This window comes from Aeromonas sp. SrichE-2G, from assembly GCF_017939565.1.
Lineage (GTDB): Bacteria > Pseudomonadota > Gammaproteobacteria > Enterobacterales > Aeromonadaceae > Aeromonas > Aeromonas taiwanensis.
Map to the genome: position 1 here is coordinate 24,843 of NZ_JAGKRG010000006.1, position 23,852 is coordinate 48,694.

21 protein-coding genes are annotated in these 23,852 nt (G+C 63.7%); 14 read left to right on the plus strand and 7 right to left on the minus strand.

Annotation, left to right across the window (positions count from 1 at the left end; genetic code table 11):
• Nucleotides 1-4 precede the first annotated feature (4 nt).
• Nucleotides 5-166, minus strand: a complete 162-nt coding sequence (locus tag J9885_RS09970; RefSeq protein ID WP_167576917.1) for a hypothetical protein — start codon at nucleotides 164-166, stop codon at nucleotides 5-7.
• A gap of 75 nt (nucleotides 167-241) precedes the next feature.
• Between J9885_RS09970 and J9885_RS09975 the strand changes: the two genes are divergently transcribed.
• Nucleotides 242-1,495: a phospholipase D family protein gene (locus J9885_RS09975; protein WP_210549227.1), complete on the plus strand. Its 1,254-nt coding sequence runs from the start codon at nucleotides 242-244 to the stop codon at nucleotides 1,493-1,495.
• 470 nt (nucleotides 1,496-1,965) lie between these two features.
• Here the strand turns inward: J9885_RS09975 and J9885_RS09980 are convergent, their stop codons facing one another.
• Nucleotides 1,966-3,084 carry a fatty acid desaturase gene (locus J9885_RS09980; protein ID WP_210549229.1) on the minus strand — a complete coding sequence of 373 codons (1,119 nt, stop codon included), beginning with the start codon at nucleotides 3,082-3,084 and terminating at the stop codon, nucleotides 1,966-1,968.
• A 149-nt stretch (nucleotides 3,085-3,233) separates the two neighbouring features.
• On the opposite strand from J9885_RS09980, the gene fabR reads away from it, so the two are divergent.
• Entirely contained in the window at nucleotides 3,234-3,854 is a 621-nt protein-coding gene (gene fabR, locus J9885_RS09985) for an HTH-type transcriptional repressor FabR (RefSeq protein ID WP_043756803.1), read from the plus strand.
• 19 nt (nucleotides 3,855-3,873) lie between these two features.
• Entirely contained in the window at nucleotides 3,874-4,239 is a 366-nt protein-coding gene (locus J9885_RS09990; RefSeq protein ID WP_134697068.1) for a YijD family membrane protein, read from the plus strand.
• Nucleotides 4,240-4,276: 37 nt separating this feature from the next.
• Here J9885_RS09990 and J9885_RS09995 read toward each other — a convergent pair whose 3' ends face one another.
• On the minus strand, nucleotides 4,277-4,591 hold the full coding sequence (locus J9885_RS09995) for a DUF1145 domain-containing protein (protein WP_043756809.1): 315 nt from the start codon (nucleotides 4,589-4,591) through the stop codon (nucleotides 4,277-4,279).
• A gap of 110 nt (nucleotides 4,592-4,701) precedes the next feature.
• Nucleotides 4,702-5,331: a 16S rRNA (guanine(966)-N(2))-methyltransferase RsmD gene (rsmD, locus tag J9885_RS10000; RefSeq protein ID WP_210549231.1), complete on the minus strand. Its 630-nt coding sequence runs from the start codon at nucleotides 5,329-5,331 to the stop codon at nucleotides 4,702-4,704.
• A gap of 110 nt (nucleotides 5,332-5,441) precedes the next feature.
• Here rsmD and ftsY point away from each other — a divergent pair, with 110 nt between their 5' ends.
• The 10 genes from ftsY (at nucleotide 5,442) to hutH (ending at nucleotide 17,342) form a co-directional block, all read left to right on the plus strand.
• A complete protein-coding gene (gene ftsY / locus J9885_RS10005; protein WP_210549233.1) occupies nucleotides 5,442-7,163 on the plus strand; it encodes a signal recognition particle-docking protein FtsY in 1,722 nt (573 codons plus the stop codon).
• A gap of 131 nt (nucleotides 7,164-7,294) precedes the next feature.
• Nucleotides 7,295-7,963, plus strand: coding sequence for a cell division ATP-binding protein FtsE (gene ftsE / locus J9885_RS10010; RefSeq protein ID WP_042076158.1), 669 nt, complete (start codon nucleotides 7,295-7,297; stop codon nucleotides 7,961-7,963).
• On the plus strand, nucleotides 7,963-8,916 hold the full coding sequence (gene ftsX, locus J9885_RS10015; protein WP_210549236.1) for a permease-like cell division protein FtsX: 954 nt from the start codon (nucleotides 7,963-7,965) through the stop codon (nucleotides 8,914-8,916). Before ftsE ends, ftsX begins: the two co-directional genes overlap by 1 nt.
• A 452-nt stretch (nucleotides 8,917-9,368) precedes the next feature.
• Complete coding sequence (gene rpoH, locus J9885_RS10020) at nucleotides 9,369-10,223, plus strand: RNA polymerase sigma factor RpoH (RefSeq protein WP_043756826.1); 855 nt, start codon at nucleotides 9,369-9,371, stop codon at nucleotides 10,221-10,223.
• Between the two features lie 127 nt (nucleotides 10,224-10,350).
• The gene (can, locus tag J9885_RS10025) at nucleotides 10,351-11,010 is read left to right on the plus strand and encodes a carbonate dehydratase (RefSeq protein ID WP_042076162.1); all 660 of its coding nucleotides are present in this window, start codon (nucleotides 10,351-10,353) and stop codon (nucleotides 11,008-11,010) included.
• Nucleotides 11,011-11,019: 9 nt separating this feature from the next.
• Nucleotides 11,020-11,724, plus strand: a complete 705-nt coding sequence (hutC, locus tag J9885_RS10030; protein WP_043756830.1) for a histidine utilization repressor — start codon at nucleotides 11,020-11,022, stop codon at nucleotides 11,722-11,724.
• Between the two features lie 156 nt (nucleotides 11,725-11,880).
• Nucleotides 11,881-13,116 carry an imidazolonepropionase gene (hutI, locus tag J9885_RS10035; RefSeq protein WP_210549238.1) on the plus strand — a complete coding sequence of 412 codons (1,236 nt, stop codon included), beginning with the start codon at nucleotides 11,881-11,883 and terminating at the stop codon, nucleotides 13,114-13,116.
• Entirely contained in the window at nucleotides 13,109-14,059 is a 951-nt protein-coding gene (hutG, locus tag J9885_RS10040; protein WP_210549240.1) for a formimidoylglutamase, read from the plus strand. The genes hutI and hutG overlap by 8 nt, the downstream gene beginning before the upstream one ends.
• A gap of 45 nt (nucleotides 14,060-14,104) precedes the next feature.
• The gene (hutU, locus tag J9885_RS10045; RefSeq protein ID WP_210549242.1) at nucleotides 14,105-15,808 is read left to right on the plus strand and encodes a urocanate hydratase; all 1,704 of its coding nucleotides are present in this window, start codon (nucleotides 14,105-14,107) and stop codon (nucleotides 15,806-15,808) included.
• A 1-nt stretch (nucleotide 15,809) separates the two neighbouring features.
• Nucleotides 15,810-17,342 carry a histidine ammonia-lyase gene (gene hutH / locus J9885_RS10050; RefSeq protein WP_210549244.1) on the plus strand — a complete coding sequence of 511 codons (1,533 nt, stop codon included), beginning with the start codon at nucleotides 15,810-15,812 and terminating at the stop codon, nucleotides 17,340-17,342.
• A gap of 246 nt (nucleotides 17,343-17,588) precedes the next feature.
• Here hutH and J9885_RS10055 read toward each other — a convergent pair whose 3' ends face one another.
• Together J9885_RS10055 and J9885_RS10060 are read right to left on the minus strand one after the other, a co-directional pair.
• A complete protein-coding gene (locus J9885_RS10055) occupies nucleotides 17,589-18,686 on the minus strand; it encodes a calcium:proton antiporter (protein WP_210549246.1) in 1,098 nt (365 codons plus the stop codon).
• A gap of 173 nt (nucleotides 18,687-18,859) precedes the next feature.
• Complete coding sequence (locus J9885_RS10060) at nucleotides 18,860-20,380, minus strand: EAL domain-containing protein (protein WP_210549248.1); 1,521 nt, start codon at nucleotides 20,378-20,380, stop codon at nucleotides 18,860-18,862.
• Between the two features lie 514 nt (nucleotides 20,381-20,894).
• Here J9885_RS10060 and J9885_RS10065 point away from each other — a divergent pair.
• A complete protein-coding gene (locus tag J9885_RS10065; RefSeq protein WP_210549250.1) occupies nucleotides 20,895-22,814 on the plus strand; it encodes an EAL domain-containing protein in 1,920 nt (639 codons plus the stop codon).
• Between the two features lie 31 nt (nucleotides 22,815-22,845).
• Here the strand turns inward: J9885_RS10065 and J9885_RS10070 are convergent, their stop codons facing one another.
• Nucleotides 22,846-23,793, minus strand: a complete 948-nt coding sequence (locus J9885_RS10070) for a pyridoxal-phosphate dependent enzyme (RefSeq protein ID WP_210549252.1) — start codon at nucleotides 23,791-23,793, stop codon at nucleotides 22,846-22,848.
• Nucleotides 23,794-23,852 lie beyond the last annotated feature (59 nt).

Sequence of the window (23,852 nt, forward strand, 5' to 3'; positions counted from 1 at the left end):
ACGCTCAGTGCCGCCCGGGAAGGCGATCCCCGTGAAGCGGGGGGAGGGGGTCCCAACCCAGATCCTGGTGTTGCAGGTACCAAGGCATCAGCAGCCTGGCGGGGGTCGGGTCCGGCTGGCTGGCCTGGGGGCCCTGGCTGAGAGAGGGGTGGTCGCGCAGTTCCATCATCGGCTCCTTGACACGTGGCGATCGGGGCGGTTGTCTGGGTTATGCCACGACCAGATGACAGGGAGATGACCCTTGCTCACCGCCGACTTCGCCCTGCTGGATAACCCCGGTGACGGCCTCAAGGCCCGTTGCCAGCTGATCCGCCACGCCCGCCACCGGATCCTGGCCCAGTACTACAGCTGGGAGGAAGACGGCAGCGGCAAGCTGCTGCTGGCCGAGTTGATCCGGGCGGCGAGGCGCGGGGTCCGGATCCGGCTGCTCATCGACGATCTCTATGGGGGCGACAACCGCTTCCTGGAAGCAGTGGCGGCAGAGCCCGGCATCGAGGTGCGCCTGTTCAACCCGTTCTGGCTGAGGGGTTGGCGCCCCCTGACCCTGCTGCTGGAGGGTCTGCTGAGCTTTCGGCGCATCAACCACCGTATGCACAACAAGCTGCTGCTGGTGGACGGCTGCCAGGCGGTGATCGGGGGGCGCAACATCGGCGACCGCTACTTCGATCTCGGGCCACCCCCCCATTTCATCGATCTGGATCTGCTCTGCCGGGGCCCGCTCTGCCAGCAGGCCGAGCAGGGATTCGACCTGTTCTGGTACAGCCGCTGGAGCCATCCCGTGCGGCGCCTGTTGCGGCGCGCCTTGTCGCCCGCCGAGGTCACGGTGCTGAACGACTTCCTGCTGACCCTGACCGAGCCCGCGGTGGCTGCCGTCTACGATCTGCCCGCCAGCCTGTTCGACGACGAACCTGTCTCCCTGCGCTGGCACCCCGGGCGGGGGGAGTGCTGGTTTGACCGGCCCGGCAAGGGGCTGGTCTCCCGGCCCGCCACGGCGCCTCTGCTGGGTCGCAAGCTGGCCGGCAATCTGGGGGACCTCAGGTTGGTGAGCCCTTACCTGATCCTGACCCGGAGCCTGCGCCGCCAGCTCAGGGGGCAGCGCAGGGCGGGGGTCGGCATCGAGATCCTGACCAACTCCCTGGCCAGCACGGACGTCCCCCTGGTGTATGGCGCCTATCGGCGTCACCGCCCCTGGCTCGAACGCCAGGGGATAGGGCTGTTCGAGCTGGTGGGGGAGGAGGTCAGCCTGCACGCCAAGCTGATCCTGATGGGGCGGGAGGAGGCGCTGCTCGGCAGCTTCAACCTGGACCCCCGCTCCCTGATGCTCAACACCGAGCTGATGCTGCACCTCAGGTGCCCGGTGCTGTGCGACGAGTTGCAGCAACTCATCGATGGCTGGTTGCAGCAGGCCGTTCACCCGGTGGCGGCGTCCCCCTCTGCATGGCGGCGGCTGCTGGCGCAATTGAGCGATTGGTTACCGTTGCACCGCTGGCTGTGAGGGGCGCAGGGCTTGTGCGAGATCTCGCAAAGCCTTGTGCGCCTTCGAGGATAACGTTTGCCATCCAAAACCAGGTTGGGATTTTATCGTATTGTTTTTAATCGGTTTATCTCTTGAGGCTGGCGATGCGATCGCCACCCGGTCTCCATGGCGGGCCGGATAAAGCGGTTTTTTATTTTACTGAACTGCGTAGTATTTCGGTTGCAAGGACAAACACGGCGGCTGGTCTGCCGTGTGGGCGAAAGCAGCAGGGGAAATGGGCTGGCCGGATTGCTTCGGCTGGCAGCGCGGATCGGGAGCGGAAACCCGTGAGGCACAACGGCTCCCCGTCGTTGCCGGATCCCAATATGGAACATGCTATTTGCGAGGGGGTGACATGCGAATGTCGCCCCATTTTTTTATGCCCGCTTCCAGCCGGGACCAATGAAAAGACCGCCCGGAGGCGGTCTTGTCGGCAAGGCGTTCCGACGTCAGGCAATGCCGGCCAGGAGGCGGCTCCAGTTGCGTTTGCTGGCGAGGAAGCCATCGCGCAGCGTGCGATACTCCAGTTGCAATTTGAGCCTGTCGTAGCGTGCCATGGCCGTGCGCTTGCGCTGCTCCAGCAGGGACTTGCGACTGGCGTAGTAGTGCTGTATCTGCAGGCTCAGCTTGTCGTACTCCTCTTGCAGCAGGGCCTGCCACCGCTCCCTGTCCTCTCCCCTGTGCAGCCTTGCCTGGGCGCGCTTGAGCTGCATCTCCAGCCTGGCCTGCTCGATGCGCTCCTCCGGGCAGGATCTCAGGTCCTTCGCCAGACCGCACCAGGCGGCGCTGCGAATGAGCCACTTGGTGGGATCGAACTGCCACCAGTGAATGCCGTTGCGATAGTCGTTCTCGAACAGGTGGTGGAAGTTGTGGTACCCCTCGCCGAAGGTGAAGAAGGCCAGGATGCCGTTGTCCCGGGCGCTGTTGCGATCGGTGAAGGGCTGGCTGCCCCAGATGTGGGCCAGGGAGTTGATAAAGAAGGTGGTGTGGTGGGTCATCACCATGCGCAGCACTCCCGCCAGCAGCAGCATGCCGAGCAGATCCCCGTGGACGAGCCCCAGTACCAGCGGAATGCCGATGTTGGTGCAGAGGGTCAGCGCCAGATAGTGCCTGTGCTGGAAGGCGACGATGGGGTTGTTCTGCAGATCCCGCACATTGGTGTAGTCGTGATAGGTGTCGCGCTGGTATTCCCGCAGCATCCAGCCGATGTGGGAGAACCAGAATCCGCGGCCCGCGCTGTAGGGATCCTTGTGGTTGTCGTCCACGTGGCGATGGTGGCGACGGTGATCGGACGACCAGTGCAGCGCCGAGTTTTGCAGGGCGAGGGCCCCGCCGATGGCGAAGATCCATTGCAGGGCGGGGTGCGCCTTGTAGGCCTTGTGGGACCAGAGCCTGTGGTAGCCGGCGGTGATGGAGATGCCGCAATAGCAGAACAGCAGCAGGAAGCTGCCCCACTGCCAGAGGTCATAGCCATGGGTCATGCCGTACCAGGGCACGGCGATCAGTGCGGTCAGCCCGGAGAGGGCAAACAGCAGGGTGTTGGTCATGATGATCGGGGGGCGTTCCATCTCACTCGGTTCCTTTCAGCGAACAGCTGTTCACTATTCTCCATTGAGCCGGAATGCGGGTCAATGGTAAAAAAGTCGGAGACAAACCTGATCCCGCCCCTCCCTTCGGGTTATCATCTGGCCTCGCTCATCTCAAGGTGACAGTTTTCGTGGGTATTCGCGCGCAACAAAAAGAAAAGACCCGGCGTACGCTGATCGAGGCGGCGTTCAGTCAACTCTGTGCCAACCGCAGCTTCTCCAACCTCAGCCTGCGGGAAGTGGCCAGGGAGGCGGGCATAGCGCCGACCTCCTTCTATCGTCACTTCCGCGACATGGAGGAGCTGGGGCTGACCCTGGTGGACGAGGGTGGCCTGACCCTGCGTCAGCTGATGCGCCAGGCGCGCCAGCGCATCGCCGGTGGCGGCAGCGTCATCAGCACCTCGGTGCAGACCTTCATGGAATTTGTCGAAAACAACCCGAACATCTTCCGCTTGCTGCTGCGCGAGCGCTCCGGCACCTCGGCGGCGTTCCGCCAGGCGGTGGCCCGGGAGATCCAGCACTTCATCGCCGAGCTGACCGACTATCTGGAGGCCACCACGGAGGCGCCACGGGAAGAGGCCTACATCCAGGCCGAGGCCATGGTGACCATCGTCTTCAGTGCCGGCGCCGATGCCCTCGACATGACCAGTGAAGAGTGCCGGGCCCTGTCGGAGCGCACTATCAGCCAGCTGCGGATGATCGCTATGGGCGCCGAGGTACAGAACCGCAAGCGTCGCGAATCACTCTCTTAACGCAAGGATGGACAGCCCCATGCACGAACCGACCCCGATCCCGAAGAAGCCCCTGTTACTGGCCCTGTTGATAGGCATCTGCGGTGATGCTTTTCTCGCGGTGGTGACTGAATCCGTGGTGCCTTTCTCCTTCTTCCCCCTGATCGCCTTGCTGCTGGCGGCCAGCCAGCTCTATCAGTACTACCGCCAGGAGCCCATGGTGGGCAATACCCCCAGCTGCATCCTGCTCTGTTTCTTCATCGGCGCGTTCGGCCACTCTGCCCTGATCAAGGTGCAGTACCCCGAGCTTGGCAGCAACTTCTTCTCCCTCATCGCCATGCTGTTGCTGCTCGCCGTGCTCTCCATCAGGCTCGGGATCAGCCTCGGAAAAACAACGAAGGAGTGACGCATCACTCCTTCTGGTCGGGCATGGCGGTTCGACGCTAGTCGACCCTGGGCGGGTTCTCGCCCTTCTGTCTGGCGTCTATGATGGCCTGCAGCTTGGCGCGGATCTCCATCATGCCGAACACGCCGAAGATCAACACCTGGGTGAACTCCAGGCGCGTGACCGCGAAGTAGGGTTTACAGGCCGCCTTGATCATGCTCGCCTGTACCCAGTGCATCAGTATCACGATGACGCCGCAGACCGGCAGGAAGCCGTTGAGCTTGCCGGGCAGGGTGCCCAGCAGGGCGAGCGCCACGCCGAACCAGAAGAACAGCAATACCCCCATCGCCAACAGATTAAACACCCGCTTCATCACCTACCTCCCGTACATAGAGTTGATGGCAGACCTGATGTGATCGACCTGCCTGTCCTTGATTCGTTGTCCAGATTGACGGGGAGGGGCACTGCGCCCATCTCCCCCCTTTAAACTTCAGCGTCATTCCTGGTGTCCCGCAGATAGAGCTGATAGCAGACCTGACCGGCCTGCTTGTCCTTGAGTAATTGCCAGCTGGCGGGCAGGGCCAGATCGGCCATCTCCTTTTCCCGCTCCAGATAGATGAGGGCGTCTGGCGCCAGCCAGCCGCGCTGCTCCAGCAGGTCGCACACCTGGGGCAGCAGCTCGCGGCGAAACGGCGGATCCAGGAACACCAGATCGAAGGGGGTGACCGGGCCTTGCAGCCAGCTCACCGCATCGGCCTGGATCACCTGGCCCTGGCTGCTGCCGAGCACGGCCAGATTCTTCCTGATCTGGTCGGCGGCGCCCTTGTCCATCTCGATCAGGGTCACCTGCTCGGCGTAACGGGACAGCGCCTCCAGTCCCAGGCCGCCGCTGCCGGCAAACAGATCGAGGCAGCGGGCACCGCGCACATGGGGCGCCAGCCAGTTGAAGATGGTTTCCTTGACGCGATCCGTGGTGGGTCTGAGACCTTCCACATCCCTGACCGGCAGTTTGCGACCCTTCCACTGGCCGCTGATGATTCTTACCACGCCCGCTCGCCCCTGGGGGGCCGGGCTCTTGCTCGGGCTGCTACGGCTGGATTTCACTCTGGGCATCGCGTTTCGTCGTCAGAAAATAAAGTGATAGTATAAGGCGGTTCATTTTTATGCCGACCCGCCGAGGGACGGCTATCTTAGCAGTCAGCCTTTGATGTGAGTATTTTTAGATGGCAAAAGGTTTGTTTTCCTGGCTGGGTTTCGGCCGCAAGAAAGAAGAGGCTGAGGCCGTCCAACCACAGACACCCCAAGCCACCCCCGAGCCAGGTCCCGAGGTCGCGACCAGCCCTGCCCCCGTTTCCGATACCGCGCAGCCCGAGGCTGTCGAGACGCCGGCCAGCGCACAGAATGCTGGTGTGCAAGAGGAGTGCGCCCCCTCCGCCGAGCTGGATGACCATGGCCCCGTAGTGGTCGAGGAGTGTGCGTCCGAGCTGGAGCCGGTGATCGTCAATGACGCCCTGCTGGCCGAGGAAGAGGCCCGTGTTGCCGCCGAGGCTCAGGCCGCGGAAGAGGCCCGTGTTGCCGCCGAGGCTCGCGCTGCGGAAGAGGCCCGTGTTGCCGCCGAGGCTCGCGCCGCAGAAGAGGCCCGCCTTGCTGCCGAGGCTCAGGCTGCGGAAGAGGCTCGCTTTGCCGCCGAAGCCCGCGCCGCTGAAAAGGCTCGCCTTGCCGCCGAGGCTCGCGCCGCTGAAGAGGCTCGCCTTGCCGCCGAGGCTCAGGCCGCGGAAGAAGCCCGTGTTGCCGCCGCCGCTCAGGCCGCGGAAGAGGCCCGTGTTGCCGCCGAGGCTCGCGCTGCGGAAGAGGCGCGTATTGCTGCCGAAGCTCAGGCAGCCGAGGAAGCCCGTCTCGCTAAAGAGGCCCAGCGCGCGGAAGATCTGCGCCTGGTCGCCGAGATGGAGGCGGAGGCCGCCGCCCTGGCTGCCCTGCCGCTGGCCGCCGCCGTGGAGGACGACACCCAGGACAAGCCGCAGCGGGAGGGCTTCTTTGCCCGTCTCAAGCGCAGCCTAGTACGCACCAAGGAGAACATCGGTTCCGGTTTCTTCGGCCTGTTCCGTGGCAAGAAGATCGATGACGATCTGTTCGAGGAGCTGGAGACCCAGCTGCTGACCGCGGATCTCGGCGTGGATACCACCAGCCGCATCATCGAGGGTCTGGTGCAGCACGCGGATCGCAAGCAACTCAAGGACGCCGAGGCGCTCTACGGCCTGCTCAAGCAGGACATGGGTGCCATGCTGGCCAAGGTGGAGCAGCCCCTGGTCATCGACACCAGCAAGAAGCCCTATGTGATCCTGATGGTCGGTGTGAACGGCGTCGGCAAGACCACCACCATCGGCAAGCTGGCCAAACAGTTCCAGGCCGAGGGCAAGAGCGTGATGCTGGCCGCCGGCGACACCTTCCGCGCCGCCGCCGTCGAGCAGCTGCAGGTGTGGGGTCAGCGCAACAACATTCCGGTGATCGCCCAGCACACCGGCGCCGACTCCGCCTCCGTCATCTTTGATGCCATCGAGGCTGCCCGCTCACGCGGCGCCGACGTGCTGATCGCCGACACCGCCGGCCGCCTGCAGAACAAGAGCAACCTGATGGAGGAGCTCAAGAAGGTGGTGCGGGTGATGAAGAAGCTCGACGAGGAAGCGCCGCACGAGATCATGCTGACCCTGGATGCGGGCACCGGCCAGAACGCCCTGAGCCAGGCCAAGCTGTTCAGCGAGGCGGTGGGCCTGACCGGCATCACCCTCACCAAGCTGGATGGGACCGCCAAGGGGGGCGTCATCTTCGCGGTGGCCGACAAGTTCCAGATCCCGATCCGCTACATCGGGGTGGGCGAGGGGATCGACGATCTGCGTCCGTTCGTGGCCAACGACTTTATCGAGGCGTTGTTCAGTCGCGATGAATGAGTCTGGCCGCGATGCGCCAGCTCAGCCGCGATGAGCCAGTGTCCCAGCCCCGACTCAGGTCGGGGCTTGTCACTCTCAGGGTATGATCCCCCTCGATACCGATCGGGGTTTGTCACTGTCAGGGAACCGTTATGATTCGTTTTGACAAGGTCAGCAAGGTATACAGCGGTGGCCACCAGGCGCTGCAGAAGGTCAGTTTTCACCTGCGCAAGGGGGAGATGGCCTTCCTGACCGGCCACTCGGGGGCGGGCAAGAGCACCCTGCTCAAGCTCATCAGCGTGATGGAGCGCCCGACCGACGGTCGCGTCTTCTTCCACGGCGATGACGTCAGCCACATCCAGCGCAGCCAGATCCCCTACGTTCGTCGCCAGATCGGCATGATCTTCCAGGATCACCGCCTGTTGATGGACAGAACCGTGTTCGACAACGTGGCCCTGCCCCTGGTCATCGACGGCTACAGCCACGCCGACATCAACAAGCGGGTGGCTGCGGCGCTCGACAAGGTGGGCCTGCTCGGCAAGGAGCGTTACCAGCCGCGCATGCTCTCCGGGGGGGAGCAACAGCGGGTCGGCATCGCCCGCGCCATCGTCAACAAGCCGCCACTCTTGCTGGCGGATGAACCGACCGGCAACCTGGATCCCCAGCTCTCCATGGACATCATGCGCCTGTTCGAGGAGTTCAACCGCTTCGGCGTCTCCGTGCTGATCGCCACCCATGATCTGGGGCTGATTGCCCGCATGCGCTATCGCACCCTGACCCTCAAGGCAGGGCGCATGTACTCGTCCGGGGAGGAACTCTGATGGCTATTGTTCGTCATAAACAGCCGCCGCTGCGTCGCCTGATGATGTATGGCGTGGATCACGTGCGTCAGGCCTTTGCCAGCCTGGGAGAGCTGTGGCGCAATCCGCTCGCCTCCCTGATGACCCTGGCGGTGCTGGGGGTGAGTCTGGCGCTGCCCTCCTGCTTCCACGTGCTGCTGAAGAACGCCGAGGTGGTGGAGGGGAGCTGGCAGACCAGTTCCCAGATCTCCCTCTATCTGCGCAAGGATCTGCCGGAGCAGAGCATCCTCGACATGAAGCAGCGGATCCTGCTCTACCCCGAGGTGGAGTCCGTTACCTACATGAACCGGGACGAGGCGCTCAAGGAGTTTCGCGAGATCTCCGGCTTCGGCGATGCCCTGGATTACCTCGACAGCAACCCGCTGCCACCGGTACTGAGCGTGATCCCGGATCCGCGCTGGCAGAGCCCGGAAGGGGCCGCCGAGCTGCTCGCCAAGCTGGAGAATGAACCCGGCATCGAGCAGGGCAAGCTGGACCTGCAGTGGCTGACGCGGCTGCAGGGGATCATGAACCTGCTGCGCCACACCATCACGGGGATCGCCGTCCTGCTGCTCTCCGCCGTGCTCTTGATCGTCGGTAACACCTTGCGCCTGAATATCCTGAACCAGCGCTCCGAGATCGAGGTGCTCAAGCTGGTGGGGGCGACCGATGCCTTCATTCATCGTCCCTTCCTCTATACCGGCATCTGGTTCGGTGTCATCGGCGGCATGCTGGCCTGGTGGCTGACCGAGGTGATGGTGATCTGGAGCGAGGGGGTGGTGAAGGAGCTGGCGGGACTTTACAACAGCAACTTCCGGCTGGTGGGGATGGGGGCGTTCGACGGCTTCAACCTCATACTGCTCGGGGCCTTGCTGGGGTTGATCGCCTCCTGGTTTTCGGTCCACAGGCATATTCGCGACATCGAACCTTCCTGATGAATTTACCAGCAGTGCAAAGCACTGGATTTTGAGAACTGGATCAAGTAAAAGAGTGGCCCGTTTCTGGCAAGGCCCACTTTCTCGGGGTAATCTGAATTGTACCTGAATCATCAGGCGCTTCTCCGAGTCTTGGGAACCTTCCAATTTGTTAGCGGTCTACTAGTTCGACAAATTTATACGGGTATGGCCCCTATGCCTTGCTCGTCTGACTTGGCAAGCATGTGAAGGTTGCGAGCTCCGCAACAATGGACTTAGCATGCTACTTTTCGGGGGTCCTTCACTGTGACCCCTTTTTTTTGATTGTTCATTTATGATTCATGCCGTCAGCCTAAGATAGGCCGGGTTCATGCTGGGGTTATGTATGATGCAGCCCGCAGAATGATACCTGGTCGGTAGACACGTCTTCTCAGGGTGTTAGACTGATTCGATTGAAAAGTAAGAGGTAGAACATGGGAACTTCATTGCAGCGCACTATGGCTCTGATTCCGCAAGGTAGTCTGGAAGGCTATATCCAGGCCGTCAACTCGATCCCTGTGCTGAGCGCAGAGGAAGAGCGCGAACTGGCGATGCGTTTGCAGCAGGACGGTGATCTCGAGGCTGCCCGCCAGCTGGTCATGTCACATCTGCGTTTTGTCGTTCACGTGGCCAAGAGCTACTCCGGCTATGGCCTGCCTCAGGCCGATCTGGTGCAGGAAGGCAACATCGGCCTGATGAAGGCGGTCAAGCGCTTCGACCCGAGTGTCGGGGTGCGCCTGGTCTCCTTCGCCGTGCACTGGATCAAGGCCGAGATCCACGAATACGTGCTGCGCAACTGGCGCATGGTCAAGGTGGCGACCACCAAGGCCCAGCGCAAGCTGTTCTTCAACCTGCGCAAGTCCAAGAAGCGTCTGGGCTGGCTGAACCACGAAGAGGTGCAGGCCGTGGCCGCCGATCTCGGGGTTTCCGCCGCGGACGTCACCGAGATGGAAGCGCGCATGAGCAATTACGATCAGGCCTTCGATCTGGTCGGTGACGATGAAGACGAGGGTGGCTTCGCACCTGTGCACTATCTGGAAGACAAGTCTTCTGATCTCGCCGCCACCATCGAGAACGACAACTGGGACAGCCACGCCACCCGCCGTCTGAGCGCGGCCATGGCCACTCTGGACGAGCGCAGCCAGCACATCATCCGTGCCCGCTGGCTGGATGAAGAGAGCAAGACCACCCTGCAGGAGCTGGCCGACAACTACGGCGTCTCCGCGGAGCGGGTCCGCCAGCTCGAGAAAAACGCGCTGAAGAAGCTGAAAGACGCGATGGATGCCTGAGGGCTTCCGCCGAGATTAAGCAGGGCCTGATGGCCCTGTTTTTGTTTCACGGGGTGCTGGTCGGCCTTGCCTTGGTTACCCTTGTGTATGGTATGTTGCCGCCACTGCCACAGTAGGGAGAGCAGAAGTGAAACTGTTGAACGACCTGTTTACCAATAACCGCGAGTGGGCGGAACGGATCAAGGCCGAGGATCCCAATTTCTTCGCTACCCTGTCCGCCCAGCAGGCCCCCGAGTATCTCTGGATCGGCTGCTCCGACAGCCGGGTGCCCGCCAACCAGCTGATGGGGCTGCTGCCGGGGGATGTCTTCGTCCACCGCAACGTCGCCAACCTGGTGGTGCACACCGATTTCAACTGCCTCTCCGTGCTGCAATACGCGGTGGAAGTGCTCAAGGTGAAGCACATCATCGTCTGCGGCCACTATGGCTGCGGCGGCGTCAAGGCGGCGATGCAGAACCAGGAGCTGGGCCTCATCGACAACTGGCTGCGCAACATCAAGGACGTCTACTTCAAGTACGGCGAAGAGCTTGAGGCCATCGAAGACGAGCACGAGCGCTTCGACTACCTGTGCGAGCTGAACGTGGCCGAGCAGGTAGCCAATGTCTGCCACACCACCATCATCCAGAATGCCTGGCGCAAGGGGCAGGAGCTGGCGGTGCACGGCTGGATCTATGGCATCAAGGACGGCCTGCTGCACGATCTCGATCTCTGCATCAGCGGTCCGGACCAGATCCCGGACGTCTACCGCGCCTGGCCGGACATGCGTCCGCCCCACCGCCGTCGCTGAGGCGCCTAGGTGGCCCCCGCACTCTACCTGCAGATAAAGCAGCACATCCTGGACGGGATCCGCGAACGCCACTACCAGGCGGGCGACAGGATCCCGACCGAGGCAGCCCTGTGCGAGCAGTTTGCCGTGAGCCGGATGACGGTCAACAAGGCGCTGCGTGAACTGGTGGCCGAGGGCTGGCTGGTGCGTACCGCCGGATCCGGCAGCTTCGTGGCCGACAGGCGCACCGAGTCGCCGCTGCTGGCCATTCGCAACATCGCCGACGAAATCGCCGAGCGTGGCAGCCAGTACAGTGCACGCGTGATCCGCCTGCAACGCCAGGCCGCCGACGAGAAGGTAGCGGTGCGTCTGGGCCTGCGGGTGGGTGCGCCCACCTTTCACAGCCTCATCGTCCACCAGGCCGACGGGGAGCCGCTGCAGCTGGAGGAGCGCTTCGTCGATGCGGAGCGCCTGCCGGACTACGGCGAGCAGGACTTCACCCAGCAGACGCCGAACAGCTATCTGATGGAAGTCTGCCCCCTCTCCGAGATGGAACACGTGGTGGAGGCCGTGCTGCCGAGCGCAGGGGAAGCCGGATTGTTGCAGGTACGGGTCGATACCCCCTGCCTGCTGCTGCACCGGCGCACCTGGTCGGATGGCTACCTGGTCTCCTATGCCAGGCTGCTCTCGCCGGGCTCCCGCTACAAGCTGAGCTCCAAGACGCGCCTCGCATGATTGTATATACAAATTAAGCCTTTAAAAGCCCACCCCTCGGTGGGCTTTTTTGTGTTTAAACTCTAATGAAGCCGCTGTTATCAAGATGTGAACTTGATCCTTTCTTTCTCATCAGAGATCGGCTATAAATTATTGTATATACATTTAGAGGTCGGTATGAACAAGGAACTGTTGAACTGCGAGCGGGTCTGGCTCAACGTGACACCCGCCACCCTGCGCTCCGATCTGGCGGACTACGGTCTGCTGGAGCCCCACGCCTTCGGCGTGAAAGAGGGGCGGATCCACGCCATGGTCCCCATGCAGGATCTCAAGGGGCCCTATCCCGCCCACTGGCGCGACATGAAGGGCAGGCTGGTGACCCCCGGCCTCATCGACTGCCATACCCACCTCATCTTCGCGGGCAGCCGAGCCGAAGAGTTCGAGCTGCGCCAGAAAGGCGTGCCCTATGCGGAGATCGCCCGCAAGGGGGGTGGCATCCTCTCCACGGTGAGGGCCACCCGAGCAGCCAGCGAGGATCAGCTCTACGATCTGGCCCTGCCGCGGATCAAGTCCCTGATCCGGGAAGGGGTCACCACGGTGGAGATCAAGTCCGGCTACGGACTGACTCTGGCGGACGAGCTCAAGATGCTGCGGGTCGCCCGCCGTCTGGGCGACGCCCTGCCCATCCGGGTCAGGACCACCCTGCTGGCGGCCCATGCGGTGCCGCCGGAGTATCGGGACGATCCCGACTCCTGGGTCGAGACCATCTGCCAGGAGATCATCCCGGCAGCGGCCGAAGAAGGGCTGGCCGATGCGGTAGACGTCTTCTGCGAGCACATCGGTTTCTCCCTGGCCCAGACCGAGCAGGTCTATCTGGCGGCGGCCCAGTACGATCTCGCGGTGAAGGGGCACATGGATCAGCTCTCCAACCTGGGAGGCAGCACGCTGGCCGCCAACTTCGGCGCCCTCTCGGTGGACCATCTGGAATACCTGGATCAGGACGGCATCCAGGCGCTGGCCCATCGCGGGGTGGTCGCTACCCTGCTGCCCACCGCCTTCTACTTCCTGAAAGAGACCAAGCTGCCACCGGTGGAGGCCCTGCGCCGTGCCGGTGTGCCCATGGCGGTCTCCTCCGACATCAACCCGGGTACGGCCCCCATCGTCTCCCTGCGCATGGCCATGAACATGGCCTGCACCCTGTTCGGCCTGACCCCGGTGGAGGCCATGGCCGGGGTGACCCGCCACGCCGCCCGGGCGCTCGGCGAGCAGGAGCGCCTGGGGCAGCTGAGAGTGGGCATGCAGGCCGATTTTCTCATCTGGAATTGCGGCCATCCGGCCGAACTCAGCTACCTCATCGGCGTCGATCAGCTGGTGAGCCGGGTACTCAACGGCGAGGAGACGCTCCATGGATAAGTTCAACCCGGTCGACATGTCGGTCTGGCAGGGTCGCCAGGATCCGGAAGACGGCGCCCTGGCCCTGCGCTGGCACGACAAGGTGCAACCCTGGCAGGGACGGGGTGAACCCGGCGTGGTACTGCTCGGCTTCGCCTGTGACGAAGGGGTGCGCCGCAACAAGGGGCGTGTCGGTGCCGCCGGTGCACCGCTGGCGGTGCGCAAGCTGCTCGCCAACAGCGCCTGGCACCTGGACCAGCCCGTCTATGACGGCGGCGACGTGCGCTGCGAGGACGGGGATCTCGATGCCGCCCACGGCCGGCTGGCCGAGCGGGTCGCCGCTGCCCTCGAACAGGGCCAGTTCCCGCTGGTGCTGGGGGGCGGCCACGAGGTGGCTTTCGGCAGCTGGAGCGGCCTCAACCGCCACCTTCTGCAACAGAACGCTGGCCGTGGCAAGGTCGGAATCATCAACTTCGACGCTCACTTCGATCTGCGCATGAAGCAGGAGCAGGCGAGTTCCGGTACCCCCTTCTACCAGATCGCCGAACAGTGCGCGGCCCAGGGCACGGCGTTCCATTACGCCTGCCTCGGGGTGGCCGAGACCGCCAACACCGCCGCGCTGTTTGCCCGCGCCGAGGCGCTGGGGGTGTGGCACATGCTGGATGACGCCATGACCCAGGCCGATCTGCCGGTGCTGCTGGCGGGGCTGGATGCCTTCATTGCCCGCTGTGACCACCTCTATCTCACCATCGATCTGGACGTGCTGCCCGCCGCCGTGATGCCGGGGGTGAGCGCTCCCGCCGCCCGCGGCGTGGAGCTGGCCGTCATCGAACCCCTGATCGCCCATATCCGGGCCAGCGGCAAGCTCAGGCTCGCCGATCTGGCCGAGTACAACCCGAACCTGGATCAGGACAACCGCAGTGCCCGAGTGGCCGCGCGCCTGGTCCACCAGTTGACCAAGTAGCGGCGCACCGCGCCGCCTGACCGTATCGATAAACAAGGAGTGTCTATGTCTGTACAACACCAGGATCCCCGCCACGATCCGAGCCGGATCATCCGTGCTCCCCACGGTACCCAGCTGACTGCCAAGAGCTGGCTCACCGAGGCGCCCCTGCGGATGCTGATGAACAACCTGGATCCGGAAGTGGCCGAGCATCCCCAGTCCCTGGTGGTGTACGGCGGTATCGGTCGCGCCGCCCGCAACTGGGAGTGCTACGACAAGATCGTCGAGGTACTGACCCGTCTCGAGGATGATCAGACCCTGCTGGTGCAATCCGGCAAGCCGGTCGGCGTGTTCCAGACCCACAAGGACGCGCCGCGCGTGCTGATTGCCAACTCCAACCTGGTGCCGCACTGGGCCAACTGGGAGCACTTCAACGAGCTCGATAAGAAGGGCCTGATGATGTACGGCCAGATGACCGCCGGCTCCTGGATCTACATCGGTACCCAGGGCATCGTCCAGGGCACCTACGAGACCTTCTTCGCCGTGGCGAACCAGCACTTCAACGGCGAGCCCAAGGGCCGCTGGATCCTGACCGGGGGCCTCGGCGGCATGGGCGGCGCCCAGCCCCTGGCCGCCACCATGGCCGGCTTCTCCATGATCGCCGTGGAGTGTGACGAGACCCGCATCGACTTCCGCCTCAAGACCCGCTACGTCGACAAGAAGGCCTACAGCCTGGATGAGGCGCTGGCCATGGTCGAGGAAGCCAAACAGAGCGGCACCGCCGTCTCCGTCGGCCTGCTCGGCAACGCCGCCGACGTCTTCGCCGAGCTGGTGGCCCGCGGCATCACCCCGGACGTGGTGACCGACCAGACCTCCGCCCATGACCCGGTACACGGCTACCTGCCCCAGGGCTGGAGCGTGGCCCAGTGGCGCGATCTGCAGAAGAGCGCGCCGGAAGAGGTCAATGTCGCCGCCCGCCGCTCCATGGCCCGTCAGGTTGAAGCCATGCTGACCCTGCAGGCCCGCGGCGCAGCGACCCTGGACTACGGCAACAACATCCGCCAGATGGCGCTGGAAGAGGGGGTCAAGAATGCCTTCGACTTCCCCGGCTTCGTCCCGGCCTACATCCGTCCGCTGTTCTGCGAAGGGATAGGTCCGTTCCGCTGGGTCGCGCTCTCCGGCGATCCGGAAGACATCTACAAGACCGACCAGAAGGTCAAAGAGCTGATCCCGGACGATCCCCACCTGCACAACTGGCTCGACATGGCCCGTGAGCGCATCGCCTTCCAGGGCCTGCCGGCGCGTATCTGCTGGGTCGGGGTCAAGGATCGGGTGCGCCTCGGTCTGGCCTTCAACGAGATGGTCAAGAACGGCGAGCTGAAGGCGCCGGTCGTCATCGGTCGCGACCACCTGGACTCCGGTTCGGTGGCGAGCCCGAACCGTGAAACCGAATCCATGATGGATGGCTCCGATGCCGTCTCCGACTGGCCGCTGCTCAACGCCCTGCTCAACACCGCAGGCGGCGCGACCTGGGTCTCCCTGCACCACGGTGGCGGTGTCGGCATGGGCTTCTCCCAGCACTCCGGCGTGGTCATCGTCTGTGACGGCAGCGACGACGCCGCCAAGCGGGTCGGCCGCGTGCTGCGCAACGACCCGGCCACCGGCGTGATGCGTCATGCGGACGCGGGCTACGAGATTGCCATCAACTGCGCCCACGAGGCGAAACTGGATCTGCCGATGCTGCACGCAGCCGGTAAAGGGGTGAAATAAGATGTTTGAACTCAATCTGCAACCGGGCAAGCTCTGCCTCAACACCCTGCGCCGCGTTAGCCGCGAGCCGGTACACGTCAGCCTGGATCCGTCCGCTCTGCCGGGGATCCACGCCTCCGCCGCCGTGGTCACCAAGGTGATCGAGCAGAATCGCGTGGTGTACGGCATCAACACCGGCTTTGGCCTCCTGGCCAACACCCGCATTCCGGTGGAGCAGCTGGACGAGCTGCAGCGCTCCATCGTGCTCTCCCATGCCGCCGGCATCGGCGAGTACATGGATGACGCCACCGTGCGCCTGATGATGGTGCTGAAACTGAACTCCCTGGCCCGCGGCTTCTCCGGCATCCGCCTGGTGGTGCTGGAGGCCCTGATGCGCCTCATCAACGCCGAGGTCTATCCCGTGGTGCCGAAGAAGGGCTCCGTCGGCGCCTCCGGCGACCTGGCGCCGCTGGCCCACATGAGCTGCCTGCTCATCGGGGAAGGCAAGGCGCGCCACAAGGGTGAGCTGATCGACGCCGCCACTGCCCTGAAGATTGCAGGCCTGGAGGCCATCTCCCTGGCGCCGAAAGAGGGGCTGGCCCTGCTCAACGGCACCCAGGCGAGCACCGCCTTCGCGCTGGAAGGGCTGTTCCACGCCGAAGACCTCTACGCCGGTGCCATCACAATCGGTGCCATGAGCGTGGAGGCGGCCCTCGGCAGCCGCCGTCCGTTCGATGCCCGCATTCACGAGGTGCGCGGCCAGCGTGGCCAGATCGATGCGGCCGCCTGCTACCGTCACCTGCTGGTGGATGGCAGCGAGATCGGCATGTCCCACCACAACTGCGAGAAGGTGCAGGATCCCTACTCCCTGCGCTGCCAGCCCCAGGTGATGGGTGCCTGTCTGACCCAGATCCGTCAGGCGGCCGAGGTGCTGGTGTGCGAGGCCAACGCGGTCTCCGACAACCCGCTGGTGTTTGCCGATGATGAAGAGATCATCTCCGGCGGTAACTTCCACGCAGAACCCGTGGCCTTCGCCGCCGACAACCTGGCGCTGGCCATCGCCGAGATCGGTTCCCTGTCAGAGCGTCGCATGGCGCTGCTCATCGACTCGCGCATGTCCGGTCTGCCGGCCTTCCTGGTCAACAACGGTGGCGTGAACTCCGGCTTCATGATCGCCCAGGTTACCTCGGCGGCGCTCGCCTCCGAGAACAAGACCCTGGCCCACCCGGCCTCGGTGGACAGCCTGCCCACCTCGGCGAACCAGGAGGACCACGTCTCCATGGCCACCTTCGCCGGTCGCCGTCTGGCGGACATGGCGGAGAACACCCGCGGTATCCTGGCAGTCGAGCTGCTGGCGGCGGCCCAGGGGCTCGACTTCCGCGCGCCCCTGCGTTCTACCGAGCTCATCGAGCTGGCCAAGGGCCGTCTGCGTGAAGAGGTCAGCTTCTACGACAAGGACAGGTATTTCGCGCCGGACATCGAGGCGGCGGCCGCGCTGCTGGGCCGTGCCAGCTACAACGACCTGATCCCGGCCGGGACCCTGCCCAGCCTCTGAATCGAAGCCTGAGCAAACCATAAAAAAAGACCGCCCATGGGGCGGTCTTTTTATTTCTGGGCTTTGGGTGCCGCTCCTGTCCTTGGCCATCGGGAGCGGGCTGACCAGCTGCGGACACTGTTATCCGTGTTCGAATATCAGGCACCGGTGGGCCGTGAAGGGCACCATGAAGAGTTGGCGCCGTTAGCCATGCTCGAACATCAGGAACAGGTAGACCACGAAGAGCACCATGAAGAGTTGGCGCCGTTAGCCATGTTCGAACATCAGGAACAGGTAGACCACGAAGAGCACCAGATGGGTGGCGCCGTGCAGGGCGTGAGTGCGGCCGCTGCTGAAGGTCACCTTGCACACCATGAGGGTGGTGACGAGCAGTACCATGTCGGCCGGGGATAGGCCGAGGCGCACGTCGTGGCCCACCAGGGAGCCGATGAAGAGCACCGAGGGAACGGTGAGGGCGATGGTGGCCAGCACGGAGCCGAAGTAGAGGTTCATGGCGCGCTGCAGCTGGTTGTTGAAGGCCGCCTTGATTGCGCCGACCGCCTCCGGCGCCAGCACGATACAGGCGACGATGAAGCCACCCAGGGCCGCCGGGGCCTCCATCACATGGACACCGTGATTGATGGGGATGGCCAGCGTCTTGGCCAGCAGGATCACCACCACCAGGTAGGCCAGCAGCAGCAGGGTGTGATAGACGTTGCTCTGCAGGGGGCCGTGGTGCTCCTCGTGATCCTCGTGGTCGCTGTCGACGAAAAAGTGGCTGTGGCTGCGAGTCTGGATCAGCAGGAAGACGCCGTAGAGCAGCAGCGAGATGATGATCAGCATCCAGGACATGGCGCCGGACAGGCCGCCCTGGGAGCCCCCCTGGGTGAAGTTCGGCAGCACCAGGCAGAGCAGGGCCAGGGGAATGATGGCCACCAGATAGGATTTGACCCCGTCCAGATTGAAGTTCTGGGTGTGGTAGCGCCAGCCGCCAAACAGCAGGGTGAAGCCCACCAGGCCGTTGGTCACCAGCATCACCACCGCAAACATGGTGTCACGGGCCATGGTGGGGTTGGGCTCGCCGGTCAGCATGACGGAGGAGATCATCACCACCTCCAGGGAGATGACTGACAGGGTGAGGATCAGGGTGCCGAAAGGTTCGCCGAGCTTGATGGCAAGGGCATCGGAGTGACGGACGACGGAGAAGATGGCCCAGGTGACGACGGCCAGCAGGAGCAGCGACACCGGCAGGTACACCGCAAGGGGGGTTGCCTCCGTCAGCAGCTCGCTGCCGAGCGTCTTGAAGAAGAGCAGGGTCAGCAGGCCGGCGGGCAGGGCAATCTCTTGGCGGATAAATGACTTCATAGGCAGTGGTTCTCATCTCGGGGCGGCGGTGGCCGACAGGGTATGGAGCGACTTGGCGTCGTCACCGGCGTGACGCACCCGCAGATGATAAAGGCTGTTGTCCGTTCAGGGGAAAATCATTTTGTTACAAATCACGAGGACGCCGGACCCGTCACCTGGATCCGGCGCCGCCATCAGGTGCTCGCGCGGCTCTGACTCCAGGCCATCTGCCAGATCTTCAACTGGCTGAGGGACATGGGTTTGGCATAGACATAACCCTGGATGAGATACACGCCATGCTCGCTCAGATAGTCGACCTGGGCCTGGGTCTCGACCCCTTCGGCGATCATCTCCATACCCGACTTGCGGCCGAAGGCGATGATGGCGTCCAGCACACTGCGCTTGAGATCGTCCGTGCCTATGGTGTCGACGAACATCTTGTCGATCTTGATCTGGCGGATGCCGAGGCGCTGCAGGTAGGCAAAGCCGCCATAGCCGGTGCCAAAATCGTCCAGCTTGATGTGATACCCCTTCTCCTGCAGCGTGGTGATCTCCCCCATGGCGGTCTTTATATCCTTGATGGGCTCACGCTCCGTGAACTCGAAGGTCAGCCTGATGGGGGAGGGCCAGTCGTTCTGCTGCAGCAGCTCGCGCAGGTGGGGGTGCTCGAGGTGGGTGGCCACTATGTTGACGCTGACCCACTGTCCGTCGGCGAGCTTGGGCAGATCGGCGATCACTTTCTCCAGCAACTGGCTGGTCATGGGCAGGATCAGCCCCTGCTCCTCCGCATAACCGATGAAGGCCCCTGGGGGGACCAGGCCGCCCCCCCGCTGCCAGCGTAGCAGGGCCTCGAACCCCACCACCTGCCGGGTACGGCTGTCCACCACGGGCTGGTAGAAGGGGATGAACTCCTTGCGTGCCAGCCCGGCCTGCAGCAGGCCCTTGAGGGAGCGCCGGTAGTTGCGCAGCCCCCAGTAGGCGGCGACCAGCAGCAGCCCCAGGGCTCCGCCGAACCAGAGGCCGTCATGGCGAACCTGGCCTCTCGCATAGTCGTGCAACGCCTTGCCCGCCCACAGGTCTTGCTCCACCCGATGGAGCTCGTCCATGCTGGTCACGCGGATGGCGTTTGCCTCTTCCCGTATGTGCTTGTTGCCCCGGGGGAAGTAGAGCCCGGCCCGGGCCGGATCCTTGTGGTTGAATTCGAGGTAGAAGCAGTCGTCGCATGGAGTGCGCAGCAACTCATGGCTCCAGCTGCTGTCGAGGACCCAGAAGGCCAGGTTATTGTCGCGCTTCCCGTAGACCAGTGTCTCTCGCTCGGTGTCGAACATGGGGACTGTACTGGTGAAGTGGAGACCCGGGTCGGTAGGCATAGTCGCACCGGACAGCAGGGGGACTGCAAGCCCCAGGGTCGAGCAGCCCGTCCCATTGGCCAGTTGCAGGCCGGCCAGGCGGATATGGCGGTTGTAATATTCCGGTTCTCTCAGCAGGGCCATGTCCTTGGGGCCGCAGTCAAAGACGAAGCGATCCAGCTGGAGGGGCACATGGTGATCCAGTATCCGGGTGCGTTCCTTCTGGAACTCCGCCAGCTCCATTCCCTTCGACTCGAGCAGGTGGCGAGCCAGCCAGTCGGTCAGCAGGGGGCTGAGAAGCAGCATCAGGAGGAGGGGGGCACAGAACAGCCCCAAAGAAATCCATAACGGAGAGCGTGTCGACATAGGGAAACCCTTCTTCCATGAAACAAGGTCACTCGATTGAGGCTCAACCAGCATAACATTAGCTACATCGATTTGAGTCGAATCGGTCACACTTGGAACAAAAATGCTAATTCCTTGATAAACAACCAATATGACAAAGCGAGCGGTGAAGATTCAATCGCTGACCTGTCATAAATGACAATTGTCCAGCTTATCTGAAATGGCTAGAGTAGCAGTGCGGTTTGACTCACCGTGTGTTCAATACTCCTGTATCTATTTTTGTCAGTAGCACAGAGTGTTAGTTTTGATATGAGTGTTTCTTTTGGTCCCCATAGTGGGACCATTTTTCTGCCCGTTTGTCACCTCCTTTCTTCCTGATTTCGCTCCCGTTCCCCATTTTTCCCGCACGCCGTGGCGCAGCGGTCTGACGCCTGCCATCGCTTATTTGCAGAAGCGGGATCTTCATCCATAGGCGCCCTTTGGCCAAGGCTGATACCATGAGGGTCAATGGATGCTGTCGGCTACGGAAAGGCACATGAAACTGACCACTCAACTCGTCTCCTTTATTACCCTGTGCGTGATCTCGGCCATGGCCATGGTGATGCTGGGGGGGGTCTTCAGTTTCCGCCAGATGGGGATGGAGCTGCAGCAGAACCGGGTCGACTCCCTGGTGGAAATCATCGACAAGCAGCTCGGGGTGACCGACGACCAGCAGGCCCTGGCCCGCTGGCTGCCCTCCCTGCTGCGCGCCTCCCACGTGGTCGAGCTGGAGATCCGCCAGGACAAGCAGCGGGTCTACTGGTTTCGCGACGTGCAGCAGCAGACGGACGAGAGCCTGCTGATCCCCTACAGCAAGGCGATCCCGAACCAGGCCGGCATGCGGGCCGAGTTCAAGCTGGACAGGCCGTTCAAGGAGTTCGAGTACTCCATGCGGGCCATGTTCGGCATCTCCTTCGGGGTCTTCATCGTGGTGTTCGGGCTCTGGTACTCCATCCGCTGGTTGCGCCAGCAGCTGCGCGGCGCCGAGCTGCTGGCGGATCGCGCCCAGCTGATCCTGGACGGCAAGCTCACCAAGCTGGCCCATGATCCCGCCGAGGAGTGGCCGGCTCCCGCCAGCCAGGCCCTCGACTACCTGCTGGCCGAGCTGGCGGACGCCCGCAAGGAGCGCAGCCGGTTCGACAACTTCATCCGCAGCAACGCCTTCGTCGACAAGACGACGGGCATCGGCAACCGCCTCTTCTTCGACAACCGGCTGGAAAGCGCCATCATGGAGGCGAGCGTGATCAGTGGCGGTGTGCTGCTGATCGAGCTGGCCGGTCTGGAGGAGCTGGATCCCGAGCTCAGCAGTCGCCCGAGCCAGGATCTGCTGATGGAGGCGAGTGCCTCCATCGGTACCTTCGTGCGCAAGCACAGCGGCGCTCTGCAGGCCCGCTATGCCGGCCAGGTCTTTGCGGTGCTGCTGCCCAACATGTCCGAGAGCGAGATGGTGGACGGCGCCAGCCAGTTGCTCAAGAGCCTGCAGCGTCTGCACTGGCCGGAGTCGGTCAATGTGGAGACGGCCGTCTATCTGGGGGCCGTCTGCTATCAGGCGGACGATTCCCTGCTCAAGGTGCAGGAGGAGGCCGAGCTGGCGCTCAAGAGCGCGCGCCTGCAGGGGCACAGCGGCTGGTTCCTGTTCGAGAAGTCCCTCAACGAGGAGGCGAGCAACAAGGGGACGGTGCGCTGGCGTACCCTGATCTCCCGGCGTATCGAGGAGCAGGGGATCTCCTTCTACCTGCAGCCGGTACAGCAGGAGCGGGATCAGGTGGTGCTGCAGCAGGAGCTGCTGATCCGCATCCACGACGAGCAGGGGCGGGAGTTGCAGGCGGGGGTCTTCATGCCCATGGCGGAGAAGGCCGGGCTCCTGCTGCCGCTGGACCGGCTGGTGATCGCCAGCACCCTGCGCCTGCTGCGCCAGCGGCCGGCGTCGAGCTGCCCCGTCAGCCTCTCCCTCAGCGCCCAGAACCTGCTCAACCGGGAGTTCCAGCGCGAGCTCTTCTTCGAGCTGTTCCAGCTGCCACGCAGCACCAACGAGGGGCTGATCCTGCAGTTGTCGGAATCCCAGGTGACCCGCCACTACGAGGCGCTCAAGCGACCGCTGCGGGCGCTGCGCATGCTGGGTTGCAGGCTGGCCATCGATCACGCGGGCCAGGACGTGGTGAGCACCCAGTACATCAAGGAGTTCGAGATCCACTTCCTCAAGCTGCATCCCAGCCTGGTGCGGGAGATCCACCTGCGCCAGGTCAACCAGATGGCGGTGCGCAGCCTGGTGGGGGGTTGCGCCAACACCCAGACCCGGGTGATAGCAGTGGGGGTGGAGAGCGGCGACGAGTGGAAGATGCTGCGCCACCTCGGGGTGCACGCGGGGCAGGGGCCCTGGTTCGCCGAGCCCGCGCCGCTCACCATGTCCGTCTGACCGCCCGGCGGGGCGACAACAGGGAGGACGACTACAGGCGTCCCTGTTCCCGCAGCCCCGCCAGCCCTTGCAGGCCGCCGGTGTGGAGGAAGACCACCTCGCTGCCGCGGGGGATGCGGCCGGCCTCCAGCTCCCTAAACAGTCCCCACATCGCCTTGCCGCTGTAGATGGGTTCGAGCGGCAGGCCGGTCTCGGCGCTGAACGCCTGCACCCACTGCCAGAGCGCCGGGCTGAACCTGGCGTAGCCGCCGTCGTGGTGATCCAGGGCGATGCGCCAACCCTCCGTGGTGGCCGCCCCGGGATGGAGCCGGCACACCTCGTCACGCAGCTGGGTTCCCCCCTTTATCACGGCGATGGCCAGGATCCGCTCCCGTTCACGCTTGCCCGCGATGAGCCCTGCCAGGGTGCCGCCGCTGGCGCAGGGCAACACCCAGAGATCCGGCGAGAAGGGCAGCTCGTCCACCAGTTCAGCCACCCCGGGGAGGGCCAGCGGGCTGCTCCCCCCCTCCGGGACTATCAGGGTGTCGGCATCCTCGAACTGGGCCAGCCAGGCGGGATCCTGGCGGCGCCGGTAGTTCTGGCGATCGACAAAAACGAGATCCATTCCCCAGCCTCTGGCGGCGCTCAGGGTCGCGTTGCTGACGCTGGCGGCTTCGCCGCGTATGATGCCTGTTGTGCGCAGCCCCAATCTGCACCCTGCCGCCGCCAGGGCGTGGATGTGATTGGAGTAGGCACCGCCAAACGACAGTATGTGGGTCTTGCCCTGTGCCCGGGCTTGCTGCAGATGGTACTTGAGCTTGCGCCACTTGTTGCCGGACAGGCTCGGGTGAATGAGATCGTCCCGTTTGCACCAGAGCGTGACCCCATGGGCCGTCAGCAGCGGGTGGTGGATCCGGTGCAGGGGGGAGGGAAGTTGCAGAGGTTCAATCGGATTGCATCCGGAGGGCGCCCCCTCGTCCTTCAAGGCATCGTCTGTCATAAAGTTGGAGGCTAATCGCCTGTTTATGTTAAGGTTTAATCCGTTTCATACCGCCAGGT

Excerpts from the sequence above, each read along its gene's own strand:
- J9885_RS09970 (WP_167576917.1), bottom strand. The coding sequence starts at position 166 with ATGGAACTGCGCGACCACCCCTCTCTCAGCCAGGGCCCCCAGGCCAGC.
- J9885_RS09980 (WP_210549229.1), bottom strand. The coding sequence starts at position 3,084 with ATGGAACGCCCCCCGATCATCATGACCAACACCCTGCTGTTTGCCCTC.
- J9885_RS09990 (WP_134697068.1), top strand. The coding sequence starts at position 3,874 with ATGCACGAACCGACCCCGATCCCGAAGAAGCCCCTGTTACTGGCCCTG.
- J9885_RS09995 (WP_043756809.1), bottom strand. The coding sequence starts at position 4,591 with ATGAAGCGGGTGTTTAATCTGTTGGCGATGGGGGTATTGCTGTTCTTC.
- rsmD (WP_210549231.1), bottom strand. The coding sequence starts at position 5,331 with ATGCCCAGAGTGAAATCCAGCCGTAGCAGCCCGAGCAAGAGCCCGGCC.
- ftsY (WP_210549233.1), top strand. The coding sequence starts at position 5,442 with ATGGCAAAAGGTTTGTTTTCCTGGCTGGGTTTCGGCCGCAAGAAAGAA.
- ftsE (WP_042076158.1), top strand. The coding sequence starts at position 7,295 with ATGATTCGTTTTGACAAGGTCAGCAAGGTATACAGCGGTGGCCACCAG.
- ftsX (WP_210549236.1), top strand. The coding sequence starts at position 7,963 with ATGGCTATTGTTCGTCATAAACAGCCGCCGCTGCGTCGCCTGATGATG.
- rpoH (WP_043756826.1), top strand. The coding sequence starts at position 9,369 with ATGGGAACTTCATTGCAGCGCACTATGGCTCTGATTCCGCAAGGTAGT.
- hutI (WP_210549238.1), top strand. The coding sequence starts at position 11,881 with ATGAACAAGGAACTGTTGAACTGCGAGCGGGTCTGGCTCAACGTGACA.
- hutG (WP_210549240.1), top strand. The coding sequence starts at position 13,109 with ATGGATAAGTTCAACCCGGTCGACATGTCGGTCTGGCAGGGTCGCCAG.
- hutU (WP_210549242.1), top strand. The coding sequence starts at position 14,105 with ATGTCTGTACAACACCAGGATCCCCGCCACGATCCGAGCCGGATCATC.
- hutH (WP_210549244.1), top strand. The coding sequence starts at position 15,810 with ATGTTTGAACTCAATCTGCAACCGGGCAAGCTCTGCCTCAACACCCTG.
- J9885_RS10055 (WP_210549246.1), bottom strand. The coding sequence starts at position 18,686 with ATGAAGTCATTTATCCGCCAAGAGATTGCCCTGCCCGCCGGCCTGCTG.
- J9885_RS10060 (WP_210549248.1), bottom strand. The coding sequence starts at position 20,380 with ATGTCGACACGCTCTCCGTTATGGATTTCTTTGGGGCTGTTCTGTGCC.
- J9885_RS10065 (WP_210549250.1), top strand. The coding sequence starts at position 20,895 with ATGAAACTGACCACTCAACTCGTCTCCTTTATTACCCTGTGCGTGATC.
- J9885_RS10070 (WP_210549252.1), bottom strand. The coding sequence starts at position 23,793 with ATGACAGACGATGCCTTGAAGGACGAGGGGGCGCCCTCCGGATGCAAT.